This window comes from Xanthobacter sp. BG11Y11_SDJG (assembly GCF_057364445.1).
Map to the genome: position 1 here is coordinate 1 of NZ_JBNFNU010000055.1, position 16,199 is coordinate 16,199.

A 16,199-nucleotide genomic window follows, 5' to 3' on the forward strand; every position below is an offset into this window, starting at 1 on the left:
CGGGCCGCCGACAAGGGCGCGCTGTTCGCCGCCGTTCCGGCGCGCCGGCTTTATGTGGTCAATGGCGTGTTCGTGCCCCAACTGTCGGACCTTGCGCCCGAGCCGGGCCTCGCCATCGGCTCCATGGCCGCGGCGCTGGCGCAGGGCGATCCGCTGGTGACGGCCCATCTCGGCCAGGTGGTGCCGTCGGACGATGCGGTACTGGCGCTCAATGCCGCGCTCATGGGCGACGGCGTGGTGATCCATGTCGCCAGGGGCACCGCGCTCGCGCGGCCGATCCACATCGTCCACGTGGCCGATCTTGCCGCCCCGGCGGCGCTGGTCGTGCGCTCGCTCCTGGTGGCGGAGGAGGAGGCGAGCGTCAGCCTCATCGAGACCCATGAGGGGCCGGCGGACATCGCCTACCAGGTCAACGGCGCGCTGGAGATCGTCGCCGGCGACGGCGCCAAGGTCGCCCGCGTCAAGGTCACGGCGGAGGGCTCCGGCGCGCAGCATCTGGCGAGCCTCAATGTGCGCGTGGGAACGCAGGCCGCCTTCAGCGAGGCCGGCTTCGTACTGGGCGGGGCGCTGGTGCGCAACCAGCTCGCCATCCGCCTCGACGGCGCCGACACGGTGGCGCATGTCTGCAGCGCGAGCCTCCTGTCCGGCCGCCAGCATGCGGATACGACGCTCGCCATGGAGCATGCGGCGCCGCGCTGCGAGAGCCGGGAGGCGTTCCGCGCCGTGCTCGACGGCGCCGCGCGCGACGTGTTCCAGGGGCGCATCAGCGTGCGCCAGGCGGCGCAGAAGACAGACGCGCGCATGATGAGCCGCGCGCTGCTGCTCTCCGACACCGCCGAAGCGAACGCCAAGCCGGAGCTGGAGATTTTCGCCGACGACGTGCAGTGCGGCCACGGCTGCACCGCCGGCGCGCTCGACGCGAACCAGAAATTCTACCTCATGGCCCGCGGCATTCCCGAAAAGGAGGCCGAGGCGCTGCTCATCGAGGCCTTCGTCGGCGAGGTGGTGGACCAGATCGAGGACGAGGCGGTGCGCGACGCGCTCATGGGCGCCATCCGCGCTTTTCTCCTGGCGCGGCCATGAACAGCCCGGTCACCCCGCCCGAGGGCGCGCTCGCCCTCCATCCCGCGGTCGCCGGCGGCGGCTACGACGTGGAGCTGATCCGCCAGGACTTCCCGATCCTCCACATGGAGGTCTACGGGAAAAGGCTGGTCTATCTCGACAACGGCGCCTCGGCCCAGAAGCCGCTCCAGGTTCTGGACCGCATGCGGTTCGCCGAGACGCGCGAATATGCCAACGTCCATCGCGGTCTGCATTATCTCGCCAACGCGGCGTCGGAGGCCTATGAAAGCGCGCGAGAGAGCGTGCGGCGCTTCCTCAATGCCGGGCGGCCGGAGGAGATCGTCTTCACCCGCTCCGCCACCGAGGCCATCAACCTCGTCGCCGCCACCTGGGGGCGCGCCCATATCGGCGCCGGCGACGAGATCGTCCTCTCCATCATGGAGCACCACGCCAATATCGTGCCCTGGCACTTCCTGCGGGAGGAGAAGGGCGCGGTGCTGAAATGGGCGCCGGTGGACGAGGACGGCAACTTCCTGATCGAGGAGTTCGAGAAGCTCCTCACCGACCGCACCCGGCTCGTCGCCATCACCCAGATGTCCAATGTGCTCGGCACCACGGTCCCGGTGAAGGAGGTGGTGCGGCTCGCCCACGCGCGCGGCATCCCGGTGCTGGTGGACGGCTCGCAGGGGGCGGTGCATCTCGACGTGGACGTGCAGGATCTCGACTGCGACTTCTACGTGGTGACCGGCCACAAGCTCTACGGGCCGACCGGCATCGGCGCGCTCTACGGCAAGTTCGACCTGCTCGCCGCCATGCCGCCCTTCAACGGCGGCGGCGAGATGATCCGCACCGTGACGTGCGACACCGTCACCTATGGCGCGCCGCCGCACCGCTTCGAGGCCGGCACGCCGCCCATCGTCCAGGCCATCGGCCTCGGCGCGGCGCTCGACTATATCGCCTCCATCGGCAAGGCGCGCATCCGGGCCCATGAGGGCGCGCTGACCGCCTATGCGCACGAGCGCCTCGCCGAGCTGAACACGCTGCGCATCATCGGCCGGGCGAAGGACAAGGGCGCCATCGTCTCGTTCGAGATGGCGGGGGGCCACGCCCACGACTTCGCGACCCTGATCGACCGCGACGGCATCGCCGTGCGCGCCGGCACCCACTGTGCCATGCCGCTCCTGGAGCGCTTCGGCGTCTCCGCCACCTGCCGCGCCTCGTTCGCGCTCTACAGCACGAAGGAGGAAGTGGACGCCCTGGCGGCAGCGCTGAAGAAGGCGCAGGCGATGTTCGCCTGAGGATTGGGAAAGCGCCGGTCCTCCGGGTCCTGCGCGCGCCGTCGACCCTCCGCGCGCCGTCGCCCTCCGGCTTCACCGGAGGGCTCAGGCGGCCGCGGCGCCAAACGCCAAGAACTGCGATGCCCGGCACCTATGCGTTGCGCATGGATGCTCCGGTCAAGCCGGGGCATGACGGCGGCTTTGGCCGCAACGCGACGGCAAAAAGGTCGAGGCGACGCCCGTCCTCACGCCGCCACCGCCTGCGCCTCCGCCGCATCCCGGCGGATGCGCTCCACCATGGAGCGCAGGCCGTTCGAGCGCTGCGGGGTGAGGTGCTCCCTCAGCCCCAGCGCAGCGAAGAAGGCGAGGGCGTCGGTGGCGAGAATCTCCTGGGCCGTCGCCCCCGAAAAGCGCGCCAAGAGGATCGCCACCAGCCCGCGCACGATGTGCGCGTCGCTGTCGCCGGCGAAGGTCAGCACGGGGCCTGCGCCCGCGTCCCGCACCTCGGTGAAGAGCCACACCTGGCTGGCGCAGCCCTGCACCTTGGTGGCCTCCGTGCGCAGCGCCGCCGGCATCTCGGGCAAGGCGCGGCCGAGCTCGATCACATAGCGGTAGCGGTCGTCCCACTGGTCGAGCAGCGCGAAATTCTCGGCGATCTCGGCCACGGGCGGCAGGGGGGCCGTGCTTGCGGCGGTGATCGATGGGGTCATGGTCGCTCTCCCGGCGATGCGCGGCCGGCGCATGCACCCTCGAGTCCGCCCAAGCAAACACCGTACCGCGCGGCGGCGTCTCGGTCGGACCTCCGTAAATATGCGTAGTTACGGGAATTCTTCTTGCGGCAGGGGTCGACACATCTTGTCCCGTTTCGGACAGCGCGGCCGCACGCCAGGTCGAAGGCGATGCTGGATGTCGGGTTCAGAACAGGCCCGGCCGCGCCGGGGGGCCGGATGTATCCCATTAGATTTGAACGATTTTCAAGAACGAAAAGTCATGGCACGCGGGTTGCTTAAGTCCATTTCGGGTGCACCGCGACCGCCGGCGCGCCTCGGTGGGGAGAAGCAGATCCGCACCCGCGCCGCGGTCACAGGACGATCGAGAACTGGGCCGCGCAGGTTTGGGCGCGCGGCATCCGCACAAGGCCTGAGGAGAGCAAGATGTCGCTGAGACAGATCGCGTTTTACGGGAAGGGGGGCATCGGCAAGTCGACGACGTCCCAGAACACGCTGGCGGCGCTGGCGCAGATGGGGCACCGCATCCTGATCGTGGGCTGCGACCCGAAGGCGGACTCGACCCGCCTGATCCTGCACGCCAAGGCGCAGGACACCATCCTGTCGCTGGCGGCGAACGCCGGCTCGGTGGAGGACCTCGAGATCGAGGACGTGATGAAGGTCGGCTTCCAGGACATCCGCTGCGTGGAATCGGGCGGTCCGGAGCCGGGCGTGGGCTGCGCCGGGCGCGGCGTCATCACCTCGATCAACTTCCTGGAGGAGAACGGCGCCTACGAGGACATCGACTACGTGTCCTACGACGTGCTGGGCGACGTGGTGTGCGGCGGCTTCGCGATGCCGATCCGCGAGAACAAGGCGCAGGAGATCTACATCGTCATGTCCGGCGAGATGATGGCCATGTATGCGGCCAACAACATCTCGAAGGGCATCCTGAAGTACGCCAATTCCGGCGGCGTGCGCCTGGGCGGGCTGGTGTGCAACGAGCGCCAGACCGACAAGGAGCTGGAGCTGGCGGAGGCGCTGGCGGCGAAGCTCGGCACCAAGCTGATCTACTTCGTGCCGCGCGACAACATCGTGCAGCACGCGGAGCTGCGGCGCATGACGGTGATCGAGTATGCGCCGGAGAGCCAGCAGGCACAGCACTACCGGAACCTTGCGGAGCGCGTCCACAACAATGGCGGCAAGGGCATCATCCCGACGCCGATCACCATGGACGAGCTCGAGGACATGCTCATGGAGCACGGCATCATGAAGTCCGTGGACGAGAGCGAAGTCGGCAAGACCGCCGCCGAACTCGCCGTCTGACACCCCGACGGCCGGCCCCCGGCGGGCCGGCCACCGCCCTCTAAAGCGAGAGATCCAAGATGAGCCTGGCTCAATCCCAGAGCGTCGCCGAGATCAAGGCGCGCAACAAGGAAATCATCGACGAGGTCTTGAAGGTCTATCCGGAGAAGACCGCCAAGCGCCGCGCCAAGCACCTCAACGTGCACGAGGCCGGCAAGTCGGACTGCGGCGTGAAGTCCAATATCAAGTCCATCCCGGGCGTGATGACCATCCGCGGCTGCGCCTATGCCGGCTCCAAGGGCGTGGTGTGGGGTCCGATCAAGGACATGATCCACATCTCCCACGGACCGGTGGGCTGCGGCCAGTATAGCTGGGCCGCCCGCCGCAACTATTACATCGGCACGACCGGCATCGACACCTTCGTGACGATGCAGTTCACGTCCGATTTCCAGGAAAAGGACATCGTCTTCGGCGGCGACAAGAAGCTTGCCAAGATCATGGACGAGATCCAGGAACTGTTCCCGCTGAACAACGGCATCACGGTGCAGTCCGAATGCCGATCGGGCTCATCGGCGACGACATCGAGGCGGTCTCCAAGGCGAAGTCCAAGGAGTATGACGGCAAGACCATCGTGCCGGTGCGGTGCGAGGGCTTCCGCGGCGTGTCGCAGTCGCTCGGCCACCACATCGCCAACGACGCCATCCGCGACTGGATCTTCGACAAGATTCCGGCCGACGCGGCGCCGCGCTTCGAGCCGTCGCCCTACGACGTCGCCATCATCGGCGACTACAACATCGGCGGCGACGCCTGGTCCTCGCGCATCCTGCTCGAGGAGATGGGCCTGCGCGTGGTGGCGCAGTGGTCGGGCGACGGTTCGCTCGCCGAGCTGGAGGCCACCCCGAAGGCCAAGCTCAACGTGCTGCACTGCTACCGCTCGATGAACTACATCTCGCGCCACATGGAAGAGAAGTACGGGATCCCGTGGTGCGAGTACAACTTCTTCGGCCCGTCCAAGATCGCGGAGTCGCTGCGCAAGATCGCCAGCTACTTCGACGACAAGATCAAGGAGGGCGCGGAGCGCGTCATCGCCAAGTACCAGCCGCTGATGGACGCGGTGATCGCCAAGTATCGCCCGCGCCTCGAGGGCAAGACCGTGATGCTGTACGTGGGTGGCCTGCGTCCCCGTCACGTCATCGGCGCCTATGAGGACCTGGGCATGGAAGTGGTCGGTACGGGCTACGAGTTCGCCCACAACGACGACTACCAGCGCACGGCCCAGCACTACGTCAAGGATGGCACCATCATCTATGACGACGTGACCGGCTACGAGTTCGAGAAGTTCGTCGAGAAGATTCAGCCGGACCTGGTCGGCTCGGGCATCAAGGAAAAGTACGTGTTCCAGAAGATGGGCGTGCCGTTCCGCCAGATGCATTCCTGGGACTATTCCGGCCCCTACCACGGCTATGACGGCTTCGCGATCTTCGCGCGCGACATGGACATGGCCATCAACTCGCCGGTCTGGAAGATGACGCAGGCGCCCTGGAAGGCGGCGCCCAAGCCCACCCTCCTGGCGGCGGAATGAACCTTCCGCCACGCCGCCCCCGCCTCCGGGCGGGGGCGCACGGCGGACAATCGCCAATTCGAGAGATCAAAGGGGTTCGTCATGCCACAGAGTGCTGACAATGTGCTCGATCACTTCGAGCTTTTCCGTGGTCCCGAGTACCAGCAGATGCTGGCCAACAAGAAGAAGATGTTCGAGAACCCCCGCGATCCGGCCGAAGTCGAGCGCGTGCGGGAATGGGCCAAGACGCCCGAATACAAGGAGCTGAACTTCGCCCGCGAGGCGCTCACCGTGAACCCCGCCAAGGCCTGCCAGCCGCTCGGCGCGGTGTTCGTGGCGGTGGGCTTCGAGGGGACCATTCCCTTCGTGCACGGCTCGCAGGGCTGCGTGGCTTACTACCGCTCGCACCTCTCGCGCCACTTCAAGGAGCCGTCCTCGTGCGTCTCCTCGTCCATGACCGAGGACGCGGCGGTGTTCGGCGGCCTCAACAACATGATTGACGGCCTCGCCAACACCTATTCCATGTACAAGCCGAAGATGATCGCCGTCTCCACCACCTGCATGGCGGAAGTGATCGGCGACGACCTCAACGCCTTCATCAAGACCTCGAAGGAAAAGGGCTCGGTCCCGGCCGAGTTCGACGTGCCCTTCGCCCACACCCCGGCGTTCGTCGGCAGCCACGTCACCGGCTACGACAACGCGCTCAAGGGCATCCTCGAGCACTTCTGGGACGGAAAGGCCGGCACCGCGCCGAAGCTGGAGCGTGCGCCCAACGAGAGCATCAACTTCATCGGCGGGTTCGACGGCTACACGGTCGGCAACACCCGCGAGGTAAAGCGCATCTTCAACCTGTTCGGCGTCGACCACACCATCCTGGTTGACAATTCGGAGGTGTTCGACACCCCCACCGACGGCGAGTTCCGCATGTATGACGGCGGCACCACGCTGGAGGAGGCGGCGAACGCGCTCCACGCCAAGGCCACCATCTCGATGCAGGAATACTGCACCGAGAAGACCCTGCCCATGATCGCCAATCACGGCCAGCAGGTGGTGGCGCTCAACCACCCCGTCGGCGTCGGCGGCACCGACCGCTTCCTCATGGAGATCGCCCGCCTCACCGGCAAGGAGATCCCCGAGGAGCTCGCCAAGGAGCGCGGCCGCCTGGTGGACGCCATCGCCGACTCGAACGCCCACATCCACGGCAAGAAATTCGCGATCTACGGCGATCCGGACCTGTGCCTCGGCCTTGCCGCCTTCCTTTTGGAGCTGGGCGCCGAGCCGACCCACGTGCTCGCCACCAACGGCACCCAGAAATGGGCCGACAAGGTGCAGGCGCTGTTCGACACCTCGCCGTTCGGCGCCAACTGCAAGGCATATCCCGGCAAGGACCTGTGGCACATGCGCTCGCTCCTGTTCACGGAGCCGGTCGATTTCCTGATCGGCAACACCTACGGCAAGTATCTCGAGCGCGACACCGGCACGCCGCTGATCCGCATCGGCTTCCCGGTGTTCGACCGCCACCACCACCACCGCCGTCCGGTGTGGGGCTATCAGGGCGGCATGAACGTGCTGATCACGATCCTCGACAAGATCTTCGACGAGATCGACCGCAACACCAACGTGCCGTCCAAGACCGACTACAGCTTCGACATCATCCGCTGACCGAAGCGCACGCACGACCCGCCCGGGCCTCGCGCCCGGGCGTTTTCCTCCAGGAGATTTTGCGGCGACCCCGGCCCGCGCGCCGTGGGCGCGACCGACAGACATCCAACGCCCGCCGCCGTCCGCTCGCCGCCAACCGCTCGATGAAGGAGTGAGACCCATGAGTTCGCTCTCGGCCACGATCCAGGAGGTCTTCAACGAGCCCGGCTGCGCGAAGAACCAGAACAAGTCCGACGCCGAGAAGAAAAGGAGCTGCACCAAGCAGCTGCAGCCCGGCGCGCCGCCGGCGGCTGCGCCTTCGACGGCGCGAAGATCGCGCTCCAGCCCTTCACGGACGTCGCCCACCTGGTGCACGGCCCCATCGCCTGCGAGGGCAATAGCTGGGACAATCGCGGCGCGAAATCCTCCGGCTCGAACCTCTGGCGCACCTCCTTCACCACCGACATCAACGAGACCGACGTGGTGTTCGGCGGCGAGAAGCGGCTGTTCAAGTCGATCCGCGAGATCATCGAGAAGTACGACCCGCCGGCGATCTTCGTCTACCAGACCTGCGTGCCCGCCATGATCGGCGACGACATCGACGCGGTCTGCAAGGCGGCGAAGGAGAAGTTCGGCACGCCGGTGATCCCGGTGAACGCGCCCGGCTTCGTCGGCCCAAAGAATCTCGGCAACAAGCTCGCGGGCGAGGCCATCCTCGACCATGTCATCGGCACCGAGGAGCCGGAATACACGACGCCTTACGACATCAACATCATCGGCGAATACAATCTCTCCGGCGAATTATGGCAGATCAAGCCGCTGCTGGACGAGCTCGGCATCCGCATCCTCGCCTGCATCTCCGGCGACGGGAAGTACAAGGACGTCGCCTCCTCGCACCGCGCCAAGGCGGCGATGATGGTGTGCTCCAAGGCCATGATCAACGTCGCCCGCAAGATGGAGGAGCGCTACGGCATCCCGTTCTTCGAGGGCTCGTTCTACGGCATCGAGGATTCCTCCGACTCGCTGCGCGAGATCGCGCGCATGCTCATCGAGCGCGGCGCCGATGCCGAGCTGATGGCGCGCACCGAGGCGCTCATCGCCCGCGAGGAGAAGAAGGCCTGGGACGCGATCGCCAAGTTCAAGCCGCGCTTCGCCGGCAAGAAGGTGCTGCTCATCACCGGCGGCGTGAAGTCCTGGTCGGTCGTCGCCGCGCTCCAGGAGGCCGGCCTCGACCTTGTGGGCACCTCGGTGAAGAAGTCCACCAAGGAGGACAAGGAGCGCATCAAGGAGCTGATGGGCCAGGACGCCCACATGATCGAGGACATGACGCCGCGCGAAATGTACAAGATGCTCAAGGATGCGAAGGCCGACATCATGCTCTCCGGCGGCCGCTCGCAGTTCATCGCGCTGAAGGCCGCGATGCCCTGGCTCGACATCAACCAGGAACGCCACCACGCCTATATGGGCTATGTGGGCATGGTGAAGCTGGTCGAGGAGATCGACAAGGCGCTCTACAATCCGGTGTGGGAACAGGTGCGCAAGCCCGCCCCCTGGGACAGCCCTGAGAATTCCTGGCAGAACCGCGCCCTCGCCGAGATGGAGGCGGAGGCCGCCGCGCTCGCCGCCGATCCCGTGAAGGCGGAGGCCGCCCGCCGGACCAAGAAAATCTGCAACTGCAAGAGCGTCGACCTCGGTACCATCGAGGACGCCGTGACGGCTCACGCGCTGACCACGGTGGAGGGCGTGCGCACGCACACCCACGCCTCCGGCGGCTGCGGGGCCTGCAGCGGGCGGATCGAGGAGATCTTCGAGGCCATGGGCGTTGTCGCCGCCCCGCCTCCCGCGCCGGCTGCCCGCCTGCGCCGGAGATCGCGCCCGATCCGCTCGCTGCGGAATTGAAGCGCCGCGCCCGCAAGGCCTGTGGCTGCAAGAACGTCACCGTCGGCACCATCGAGGACCTGGTGCGCGAGAAGGGGCTCAGGAACATCGCCGAGGTGCGCGCGGCGACCGACGCCAATACCGGCTGCGGCAATTGCGAGGAGCGCATCGAGAGCCTGCTCGACAGCCTTCTCGCCCCCGCCCTCGAAGCGGCGGAGTAGCGCCATGGCCATCGTCACGGTTCCCAAGAAGGCGTGCGCGGTGAACCCGCTGAAGATGAGCCAGCCCATCGGCGGTGCGCTCGCCTTCATGGGCGTGCGCAAGTCCATGCCACTGCTGCACGGCTCGCAGGGGTGCACCTCGTTCGGCCTGGTGCTGTTCGTGCGCCACTTCAAGGAAGCCATCCCCATGCAGACCACCGCCATGAGCGAGGTGGCGACCGTGCTGGGCGGCTACGAGAACGTCGAGCAGGCGATCCTCAACATCTACAACCGGACCAAGCCGGAGATGATCGGCATCTGCTCCACCGGCGTCACCGAGACCAAGGGCGACGACGTGGACGGCTACATCAAGCTGATCCGCGAGAAGCACCCCCAGCTTGCCGATTTCCCGATGGTCTATGTCTCCACCCCCGACTTCAAGGATGCGTTCCAGGACGGCTGGGAAAAGACCGTGGCCAAAATGGTTGAGGTGCTGGTGAAGCCCGCCCTCGGCACGCCGAAGGACGAGAGCCGTGTCACCGTGCTGCCCGGCTGCCACCTGACCCCCGGCGATCTCGACGAACTGCGCACCATCATCGAGGATTTCGGCCTCAAGCCCTCCTTCCTGCCGGACCTCGCCGCCTCGCTGGACGGACACATCCCGGAAGACTTCTCCCCCACCACCATCGGCGGCATCGGCGTCGAGGAGATCGCGACGCTCGCCGAGGCGGCGCACACCCTCTGCATCGGCGCCCAGATGCGCCGCGCCGGCGAGGCGATGGAAAAGAAATCCGGGGTGCCCTTTGTGCTGTTCGAGCGCCTGTGCGGGCTTGCGCCCAACGATGCCTTCATCATGCACCTCTCCCAGATCTCGGGCCGGCCGGTGCCGCTGAAGTATCGCCGCCAGCGCGGCCAATTGGTGGACGCCATGCTGGACGGACACTTCCATCTCGGCGGCCGCAAGGTCGCCATGGGCGCGGAGCCCGATTTGCTGTTCGACGTGGGCTCGTTCCTGCACGAAATGGGCGGCCACCTGGTGGCCGCCGTCACCACCACCCCGTCGCCGGTGCTGGAGCGCCTGCCTGCCGACGAGGTGCTGATCGGCGATTTGGAGGACCTGGAGACGCGGGCCAAGGAGCGCGGCGGCGACCTGCTCGTCACCCATTCCCACGGCCGCCAGGCGGCGGCGCGGCTCAAGATTCCCTTCTACCGCGTGGGCATTCCCATGTTCGACCGTCTCGGCGCCGGACACCTGCTCTCGGTGGGTTACCGCGGCACGCGCGACCTCGTCTTCCATCTGGCGAACCTGGTGATGGCCGACCACGAGGAGAACCACGAGCCGACGCCGGACACCTGGGCGGGCGGCGATGCGCACGGCCACGGCGCCGCCGCGCCCACCTCCCACTAGTCGAGCGTGAAGGGGATCCGCCCATGAAAGTCGCTTTCGCCACCCAGGACCTCAAGCGCGTGGACGCGCATTTCGGCTGGGCCAAGAACATTGCCATCTACGAGGTGGGGCCGGAGGGCCACCACTTCGTCGAGGCGATCGCGTTCGACGGCGACCTCAAGGAGGATGGCAACGAGGACAAGCTCGCCCCGAAGATCGAGGCGATCAAGGACTGCGCCATCCTCTATGTGGCCGCCATCGGCGGCTCCGGCGCCGCGCGCGTGGTGGCCAACAACATCCACCCCATGAAGGTCGCCCAGCCCGAGGAGATTTCCGATCTCATCGTGAAGCTGGAGGGCGTGCTCAAGGGGAATCCGCCGCCCTGGCTGCGCAAGGTCATGGGCAAGGGTCAGGACCGCAGCTTCGACTTCGACGACGAGTGAGGAAGAAACCATGTCCGACGCGCCGGTTATCGACAAGGACGCCGCCCGGGAGGCGGCGATCGCGGCCGCCAAGGATCACCCCTTCATCAAGGAGCTGATCAAGATCTGGCGCGCGCAGGATTCGCACGGCGCCTGGGAGGGCAAGGCGGACCTGGAACTGCTGGAGCCCTACATCGTCGACAAGGAGGCGCGCCGCGCGCTGCCGATCATCGGCGATCCCGATCCCGACACCATCTGGCGCATGGAGCTGTTCTTCAACGCGGTGTGCCTGTCCATCGAGAAGGCCACCGGGGTGATGATCTCCCCCATGCTGAAGATGAGCCACGAGGGCTTCGGCCGCATGGTGCTCATCGGCGGCCGGCTCATCGTCGTCAACAAGCAGCTGCGCGACGTGCACCGCTACGGCTTCGACAATCTCGCCAAGCTCGCCGAGGAAGGCGACAAGTTCGTCAAGTCGGGCATCGAGATGATCGAGAAGTTCCCGGCCGTCGCCAATTACTGAAAGCTCCAAGTAAAAGGTGCCCCATGAGCGATGTGGAAGCCCTCAAGGCCGAACTGAAGAAGCTCTCCGCCAAGGCCACGCAGTCCAAGATGGACCTGCACGACCTTTCGGAAGAGCTGCCCATCAACTGGGAACAGATCATGGACGTGGCGAAGAAGGCGCATGACGCCTTCGCCGAGCTGGAGAAGAAGCGCGCCGAGCTGAAGAGCCTGGAAGCCGCCTGAGCCGAGGCCAGCGCGCCTCGGCCCCGGCGCCGCGCTGAAATTGCCGAATGCAGGTACCAACGGCGGTCCGCACTGGACCGGACCGCCGCAGGCAGAGCTTTGGAAAGGGCTGAAGAGCCATGTCAAACGAAACCCGCGACGGGCGCGCCTGGCAGCCCGATTACCTGCTCGACATCGACAAGAACAAATGCATCGGCTGCGGCCGCTGCTACAAGGTCTGCGGCCGCGACGTCATGATCCTCAAGGGGATCAACGAGGAGGGCGAGCTCGTCCTGCTCGACGACGACGAGGACGACGAGATCGAGAAGAAGGTGATGGCCATGCACGACAGCGGCGCCTGCATCGGCTGCGGCGCCTGCGCCCGGGTGTGCCCGGCGAGCTGCCAGATCCACGGCCCGGATCGCGCCGCCGCTTGAGGAGGGACCCATGGTCGCCGCCGATGTCTATGGCGCCCTGATGGAAACGCCGGCCGCACCGGCGTTCGACCGGTTCGACCGGCACGTGGTGGCGGCGGTGCTCGCGCTCGCGCTGTCGGAGGCGGACGCCGGCTGCGGCAGCGCGCTTGCCGGGCTCGGGCTGGAGCGCGGCGCGCTGCTGGCGCTGGTCGGCGAGATGTTTCCCGGGCGCGTGGAAGACATCGCCCGGCTCGTGCCGGACCAGGCGGTGGAGGTGGACGAGGAGGAGCGCAACATCCGTGACATCCTCGCCATGTACGCCTCCGGCGGCGGCCGGCTGCAGACGGCACTGGTCGCCCTCATCGCCCGCCGGGCCAAGGCGCCGCATCATTGTGGCAGGATCTCGGGCTGCGCGACCGCGGCGAACTGTCGGAGCTGATGGCGCGCCACTTCGCGCCGCTGAAGCGCAAGAATTCCCATGACATGAAGTGGAAGAAGTTCCTCTACCGCATGGTCTGCGGCACCGCCGGCTTCACGCTGTGCACCGCGCCGGTGTGCGCCGAGTGCGACGACTTCAACGTCTGCTTCGGCGCCGAGGATGGGGAATCGCGCCTCGCCGTCGCCCGCAACCGCGCCGCGGGCGGGCTTGTCGTCGTGCGGGGCGCATCCGCACCGCCGGCTCAGATCGCGCGCGCCCCCGAACGGTGAGGCGCGGCGCCGGCGATCATTCGATCCCCTGCTCGCGTGCCTTCCACATGGCGGCGATGCGGAAGCGCTCGTTGATGGCGGCCGGGCTCTTGAGGATCTCCGCCTCCGCCTGCTTGAAGGCCTCCAGCACCGCCTCCGCCTCGTCCTTCGTCAGGGGCACGCGGCCGGCAATGTGGGTCGCCTCCGGCATGGCCTCCCAGATGCGGCGGCGGTTGGGGTGCAGCTTCACCTCGATCAGCTCGAAGGCCTCCAGCTGGCCGTCCAGGAGGATGGCGAGGCCGGCAACTTCGAGCCGGCGGCCGTCCTGGGTCGTCTTGATCAATGTCGGCATGAGCTTGGCTCCCGTCAGGCGGCGATCGGCGTGTCGTCGGCGAGGCCCCATTCGGCGAACGAGCCGTCATAGACCGCCGCGCTCTCGCCGATGAGGTGGAGCGCCAGCGCCAGCACGCAGGAGATGGTGCCGGAGGCGCAGGTGGCGACGATCGGCCGGGTCAGGTCGACGCCCGCCGCGGCGAAGCGCGCGCGGATCGCCTCGGGGCCGGCGAAGGCGCCGGTTTCGGTGATGAAGTCGCCCCACGGCACGTTGAGGCTGCTCGGGATGTGGCCCGGCTTCTTCACCGGGAACACGTCCTCCTGGCTGCCGTCGAACTTGGCGGGGCCGCGCGCGTCCAGCACCTGCGCGGCGCCGGTGTGGAGGTTCGCCTTCATGTCGGCCAGCGAGCGCACCAGCTCGGGCCGGAACGCCGCCTCGAAGGTCGCGGGCTCGGGCCGCACCGGCGCCATCTCGGCCGGCCGCTTCTCCGCCTGCCACTTGGCGTAGCCGCCGTCGAGCAGCGCCACGTCGTCGTGGCCGAACACCTTGAACATCCACCACACCCGCGCCGCCGCCGAGCCGCCGAACAGGCGGTCGTAGACGATCACGCGGTCGGTGTTCGAGACGCCGAGCAGCCCCACCTTCTTCCCGAACTCCGCCGGCGACGGCAGCATGTGGGGGAGGGGACTGGACTTGTCGGCGATGTTGTCGATGTCGAAATGCACCGAGCCCGGCAAATGCCGGCCGCGATACTGGGTGCGGCCGTCCAGATTGGTCGAGGCGTGGTGCCAGGTGCAGTCGAGGATCTTCACGGCGGTATCGCCGAGGTGGTCCGCCAGCCAGTCGGTGCTGACGAGGGCGCCGCGTTCGGCCGTGCTCATGGGCGCGATCTCCTGTCGAATGTCGGACATCTGTGCCAATGCCTGCGCTCAGAACACCTTGGGCAGGGAGTAGCCGGGACGCGGATGGGCGTCGTAATAGTCCGGGCGCTCCGGCCAGCCGCCCTCCGTGTCGATCTTCAGGCTCACCACCCTGGCCGGCGCGCGGGCGAGCAGGACACCTCAGCGAGCTTGATCTCGCGCGGGCCGGGACCGACCGAGAAGTCCGCCACCGTGGTGCCGTCCGCCCTGCGGGCGCGGGCGAAGCCGGGGGTGCCGACGCTGTTGGCCGCCACCGGATTGGCGACGAAGGCCGGCGTCTCGAAGCCGTCGGCGGCTGGCCCGAACGCGGGCGTCGCGAAGGTGAAGGTGGCGAGCACGGCGCTGCGATCCACCGCGTGGTCGGCCGAGACCGGGCGGGCCACCGAATAGATGGTGAGGGTCCCGCCGTCGAGCAGCGCCTTGATCTCGTCCAGCGAGGATTGGGCGAATTCCGACGTCACGTTCATAGCAAACTCCTCTGGGGTCGGGCGTCGGAGCGTGCGGATCAAGAAGCGTGCCAAGCGTATGGTCCGGCGCGGACGGGCGCGGTTTCACGCTGCCGGCCAGCATCTCGCGCGATTCTTGCAAGGCCCCCTTGGAACGGATCGCGTTTCAAGGATGAGCCATGCTGGAGACAGCCATCATCGGCGGCGGCCTTTCGGGACTGGCGCTCGCGCGCCAGCTCGCGCGGCGCGCCCAGCCCTTCCGCCTGTTCGAGGCGAGAGACCGCCTCGGCGGGCGCATCCTCACCGCGCATTGCGCCAGCGGCGCGAAGCTGGACCTCGGGCCCACCTGGTTCTGGCCCGACACCCAGCCGCTGATGGCGCGCCTCGTGTCTGATCTGGGCTTGTCGCGGGTCGAACAGAGCGACGGCGGCGTGACGCTCCATCTGACCGAGGCGGACAAGACGCCGAAGCGCATCGAGGGCCAGACCTTCCACGACGGCGCGTTCCGGCTCGCCGGCGGCATGGCCGGGCTGGTGGAGGGCCTCGCGGGCGCGCTCGACCCGCAGGCGCTCGCGCTCGGCCATGTGCTGACCCGTGTGGAGAATGCGGGCGACCATCTGGTGCTGACCTTCTGCGTGGATGAGGCCGAGATCGCGGTGCCGGCGCGCCGCGCCGTGCTGTGCCTGCCGCCCCGTCTCCTCGCGGCGAACGTCACCTTCACGCCCGCGCTCGACGCCGAGACGATGGAGGCCATGGAAAACACTGCCACCTGGATGGCTGCGCAGGCCAAGGTGGCCATCGGCTACGCGGACGCCTCCTGGCGCGCGGCGGGTCTCACCGGCAACGCCTTCGTCACCCACGAGCAGGCGGTGCTGGGGGAGATCTACGACGCGAGCGGTGAGGGCGGCCGGCCGGCGCGCTCGCGGGCTTCCTGGCGCTCGGGCCGCAGGCGCGCGAGACCTTCGAGGCCGGCCTGCCCATGCTCATCTCCAGCCAGATGACGCAGGTGTTCGGTCTGCCGCTGGAGGCCGGTGAGCCCCATTACCAGGACTGGGCGCGCGCCCCCTTCACCGCCACCGCGCGCGACCGCGCCGAGCCGCAGGCGGAGCACGTCCCGGTCTCCCACCCGCTGCTGCGCCGGCCGATGATGGCGGACAAGCTGCACCTCGCCGGCTCGGAGACCGCCGCCACCGCCGCCGGCTATCTGGAGGGCGCGCTCGATGCCGCCCG

Annotated in this window: 15 protein-coding genes and 4 pseudogenes; 15 read left to right on the forward strand and 4 right to left on the reverse strand. The window is 67.7% G+C overall.

The window, feature by feature from the left end; all coding sequences use genetic code 11:
* Positions 1-1,083, forward strand: a 1,083-nt coding sequence (sufD, locus tag AC2W7M_RS07525) for a Fe-S cluster assembly protein SufD (protein ID WP_486131356.1), incomplete at its 5' end; no start/stop codon positions are given.
* On the forward strand, positions 1,080-2,360 hold the full coding sequence (locus tag AC2W7M_RS07530; protein WP_486131358.1) for a cysteine desulfurase: 1,281 nt from the start codon (positions 1,080-1,082) through the stop codon (positions 2,358-2,360). The genes sufD and AC2W7M_RS07530, both read left to right, overlap by 4 nt.
* A 224-nt stretch (positions 2,361-2,584) precedes the next feature.
* Here the strand turns inward: AC2W7M_RS07530 and AC2W7M_RS07535 are convergent, their stop codons facing one another.
* On the reverse strand, positions 2,585-3,049 hold the full coding sequence (locus AC2W7M_RS07535) for a SufE family protein (RefSeq protein ID WP_486131360.1): 465 nt from the start codon (positions 3,047-3,049) through the stop codon (positions 2,585-2,587).
* 444 nt (positions 3,050-3,493) lie between these two features.
* Here AC2W7M_RS07535 and nifH point away from each other — a divergent pair, with 444 nt between their 5' ends.
* The 11 genes and pseudogenes from nifH to AC2W7M_RS07590 all read left to right on the forward strand — a co-directional run bounded on the left by nifH (position 3,494) and on the right by AC2W7M_RS07590 (position 13,290).
* The gene (gene nifH / locus AC2W7M_RS07540) at positions 3,494-4,372 is read left to right on the forward strand and encodes a nitrogenase iron protein (protein ID WP_121621551.1); all 879 of its coding nucleotides are present in this window, start codon (positions 3,494-3,496) and stop codon (positions 4,370-4,372) included.
* 59 nt (positions 4,373-4,431) lie between these two features.
* Positions 4,432-5,933 (forward strand): annotated as a pseudogene (gene nifD, locus AC2W7M_RS07545) (nitrogenase molybdenum-iron protein alpha chain).
* Positions 5,934-6,014: 81 nt separating this feature from the next.
* A complete protein-coding gene (gene nifK / locus AC2W7M_RS07550) occupies positions 6,015-7,574 on the forward strand; it encodes a nitrogenase molybdenum-iron protein subunit beta (RefSeq protein ID WP_486131362.1) in 1,560 nt (519 codons plus the stop codon).
* 160 nt (positions 7,575-7,734) lie between these two features.
* Positions 7,735-9,452, forward strand: a pseudogene (gene nifE, locus AC2W7M_RS07555) (nitrogenase iron-molybdenum cofactor biosynthesis protein NifE).
* Entirely contained in the window at positions 9,449-9,652 is a 204-nt protein-coding gene (locus AC2W7M_RS07560; RefSeq protein ID WP_486131364.1) for a (2Fe-2S)-binding protein, read from the forward strand. Before nifE ends, AC2W7M_RS07560 begins: the two are co-directional and overlap by 4 nt.
* A gap of 4 nt (positions 9,653-9,656) precedes the next feature.
* On the forward strand, positions 9,657-11,039 hold the full coding sequence (gene nifN / locus AC2W7M_RS07565) for a nitrogenase iron-molybdenum cofactor biosynthesis protein NifN (RefSeq protein ID WP_486131366.1): 1,383 nt from the start codon (positions 9,657-9,659) through the stop codon (positions 11,037-11,039).
* Between the two features lie 23 nt (positions 11,040-11,062).
* Entirely contained in the window at positions 11,063-11,461 is a 399-nt protein-coding gene (nifX, locus tag AC2W7M_RS07570) for a nitrogen fixation protein NifX (RefSeq protein ID WP_486131368.1), read from the forward strand.
* Positions 11,462-11,471: 10 nt separating this feature from the next.
* Complete coding sequence (locus AC2W7M_RS07575) at positions 11,472-11,963, forward strand: NifX-associated nitrogen fixation protein (protein ID WP_486131370.1); 492 nt, start codon at positions 11,472-11,474, stop codon at positions 11,961-11,963.
* A 23-nt stretch (positions 11,964-11,986) separates the two neighbouring features.
* Positions 11,987-12,187: a CCE_0567 family metalloprotein gene (locus AC2W7M_RS07580; RefSeq protein WP_486131372.1), complete on the forward strand. Its 201-nt coding sequence runs from the start codon at positions 11,987-11,989 to the stop codon at positions 12,185-12,187.
* 119 nt (positions 12,188-12,306) lie between these two features.
* Positions 12,307-12,603: a ferredoxin III, nif-specific gene (gene fdxB / locus AC2W7M_RS07585; protein ID WP_486131374.1), complete on the forward strand. Its 297-nt coding sequence runs from the start codon at positions 12,307-12,309 to the stop codon at positions 12,601-12,603.
* A gap of 40 nt (positions 12,604-12,643) precedes the next feature.
* Positions 12,644-13,290: pseudogene (locus tag AC2W7M_RS07590) on the forward strand (nitrogen fixation protein NifQ).
* A gap of 16 nt (positions 13,291-13,306) precedes the next feature.
* Here the strand turns inward: AC2W7M_RS07590 and AC2W7M_RS07595 are convergent.
* From AC2W7M_RS07595 to AC2W7M_RS07605, 3 genes are all read right to left on the reverse strand, one after another.
* Positions 13,307-13,621 carry a hypothetical protein gene (locus tag AC2W7M_RS07595; protein ID WP_486131375.1) on the reverse strand — a complete coding sequence of 105 codons (315 nt, stop codon included), beginning with the start codon at positions 13,619-13,621 and terminating at the stop codon, positions 13,307-13,309.
* Between the two features lie 14 nt (positions 13,622-13,635).
* On the reverse strand, positions 13,636-14,484 hold the full coding sequence (locus tag AC2W7M_RS07600; RefSeq protein WP_486131377.1) for a sulfurtransferase: 849 nt from the start codon (positions 14,482-14,484) through the stop codon (positions 13,636-13,638).
* Positions 14,485-14,627: 143 nt separating this feature from the next.
* Entirely contained in the window at positions 14,628-14,990 is a 363-nt protein-coding gene (locus AC2W7M_RS07605; RefSeq protein WP_486131379.1) for a hypothetical protein, read from the reverse strand.
* 158 nt (positions 14,991-15,148) lie between these two features.
* On the opposite strand from AC2W7M_RS07605, the gene AC2W7M_RS07610 reads away from it, so the two are divergent.
* Positions 15,149-15,970, forward strand: coding sequence for an FAD-dependent oxidoreductase (locus AC2W7M_RS07610; RefSeq protein ID WP_486131381.1), 822 nt, complete (start codon positions 15,149-15,151; stop codon positions 15,968-15,970).
* Positions 15,949-16,199: pseudogene (locus AC2W7M_RS07615) on the forward strand (amine oxidase); the annotation flags it as partial. The gene AC2W7M_RS07610 and the pseudogene AC2W7M_RS07615, both read left to right, overlap by 22 nt.

Bases quoted from the DNA above. Each gene is read 5' to 3' on its own strand.
- nifH (WP_121621551.1), top strand. From the start codon at position 3,494: ATGTCGCTGAGACAGATCGCGTTTTACGGGAAGGGGGGCATCGGCAAG.
- nifX (WP_486131368.1), top strand. From the start codon at position 11,063: ATGAAAGTCGCTTTCGCCACCCAGGACCTCAAGCGCGTGGACGCGCAT.
- AC2W7M_RS07575 (WP_486131370.1), top strand. From the start codon at position 11,472: ATGTCCGACGCGCCGGTTATCGACAAGGACGCCGCCCGGGAGGCGGCG.
- nifK (WP_486131362.1), top strand. From the start codon at position 6,015: ATGCCACAGAGTGCTGACAATGTGCTCGATCACTTCGAGCTTTTCCGT.
- AC2W7M_RS07595 (WP_486131375.1), bottom strand. From the start codon at position 13,621: ATGCCGACATTGATCAAGACGACCCAGGACGGCCGCCGGCTCGAAGTT.
- nifN (WP_486131366.1), top strand. From the start codon at position 9,657: ATGGCCATCGTCACGGTTCCCAAGAAGGCGTGCGCGGTGAACCCGCTG.
- AC2W7M_RS07530 (WP_486131358.1), top strand. From the start codon at position 1,080: ATGAACAGCCCGGTCACCCCGCCCGAGGGCGCGCTCGCCCTCCATCCC.
- AC2W7M_RS07535 (WP_486131360.1), bottom strand. From the start codon at position 3,049: ATGACCCCATCGATCACCGCCGCAAGCACGGCCCCCCTGCCGCCCGTG.
- AC2W7M_RS07600 (WP_486131377.1), bottom strand. From the start codon at position 14,484: ATGAGCACGGCCGAACGCGGCGCCCTCGTCAGCACCGACTGGCTGGCG.
- AC2W7M_RS07580 (WP_486131372.1), top strand. From the start codon at position 11,987: ATGAGCGATGTGGAAGCCCTCAAGGCCGAACTGAAGAAGCTCTCCGCC.
- fdxB (WP_486131374.1), top strand. From the start codon at position 12,307: ATGTCAAACGAAACCCGCGACGGGCGCGCCTGGCAGCCCGATTACCTG.
- AC2W7M_RS07605 (WP_486131379.1), bottom strand. From the start codon at position 14,990: ATGAACGTGACGTCGGAATTCGCCCAATCCTCGCTGGACGAGATCAAG.
- AC2W7M_RS07610 (WP_486131381.1), top strand. From the start codon at position 15,149: ATGCTGGAGACAGCCATCATCGGCGGCGGCCTTTCGGGACTGGCGCTC.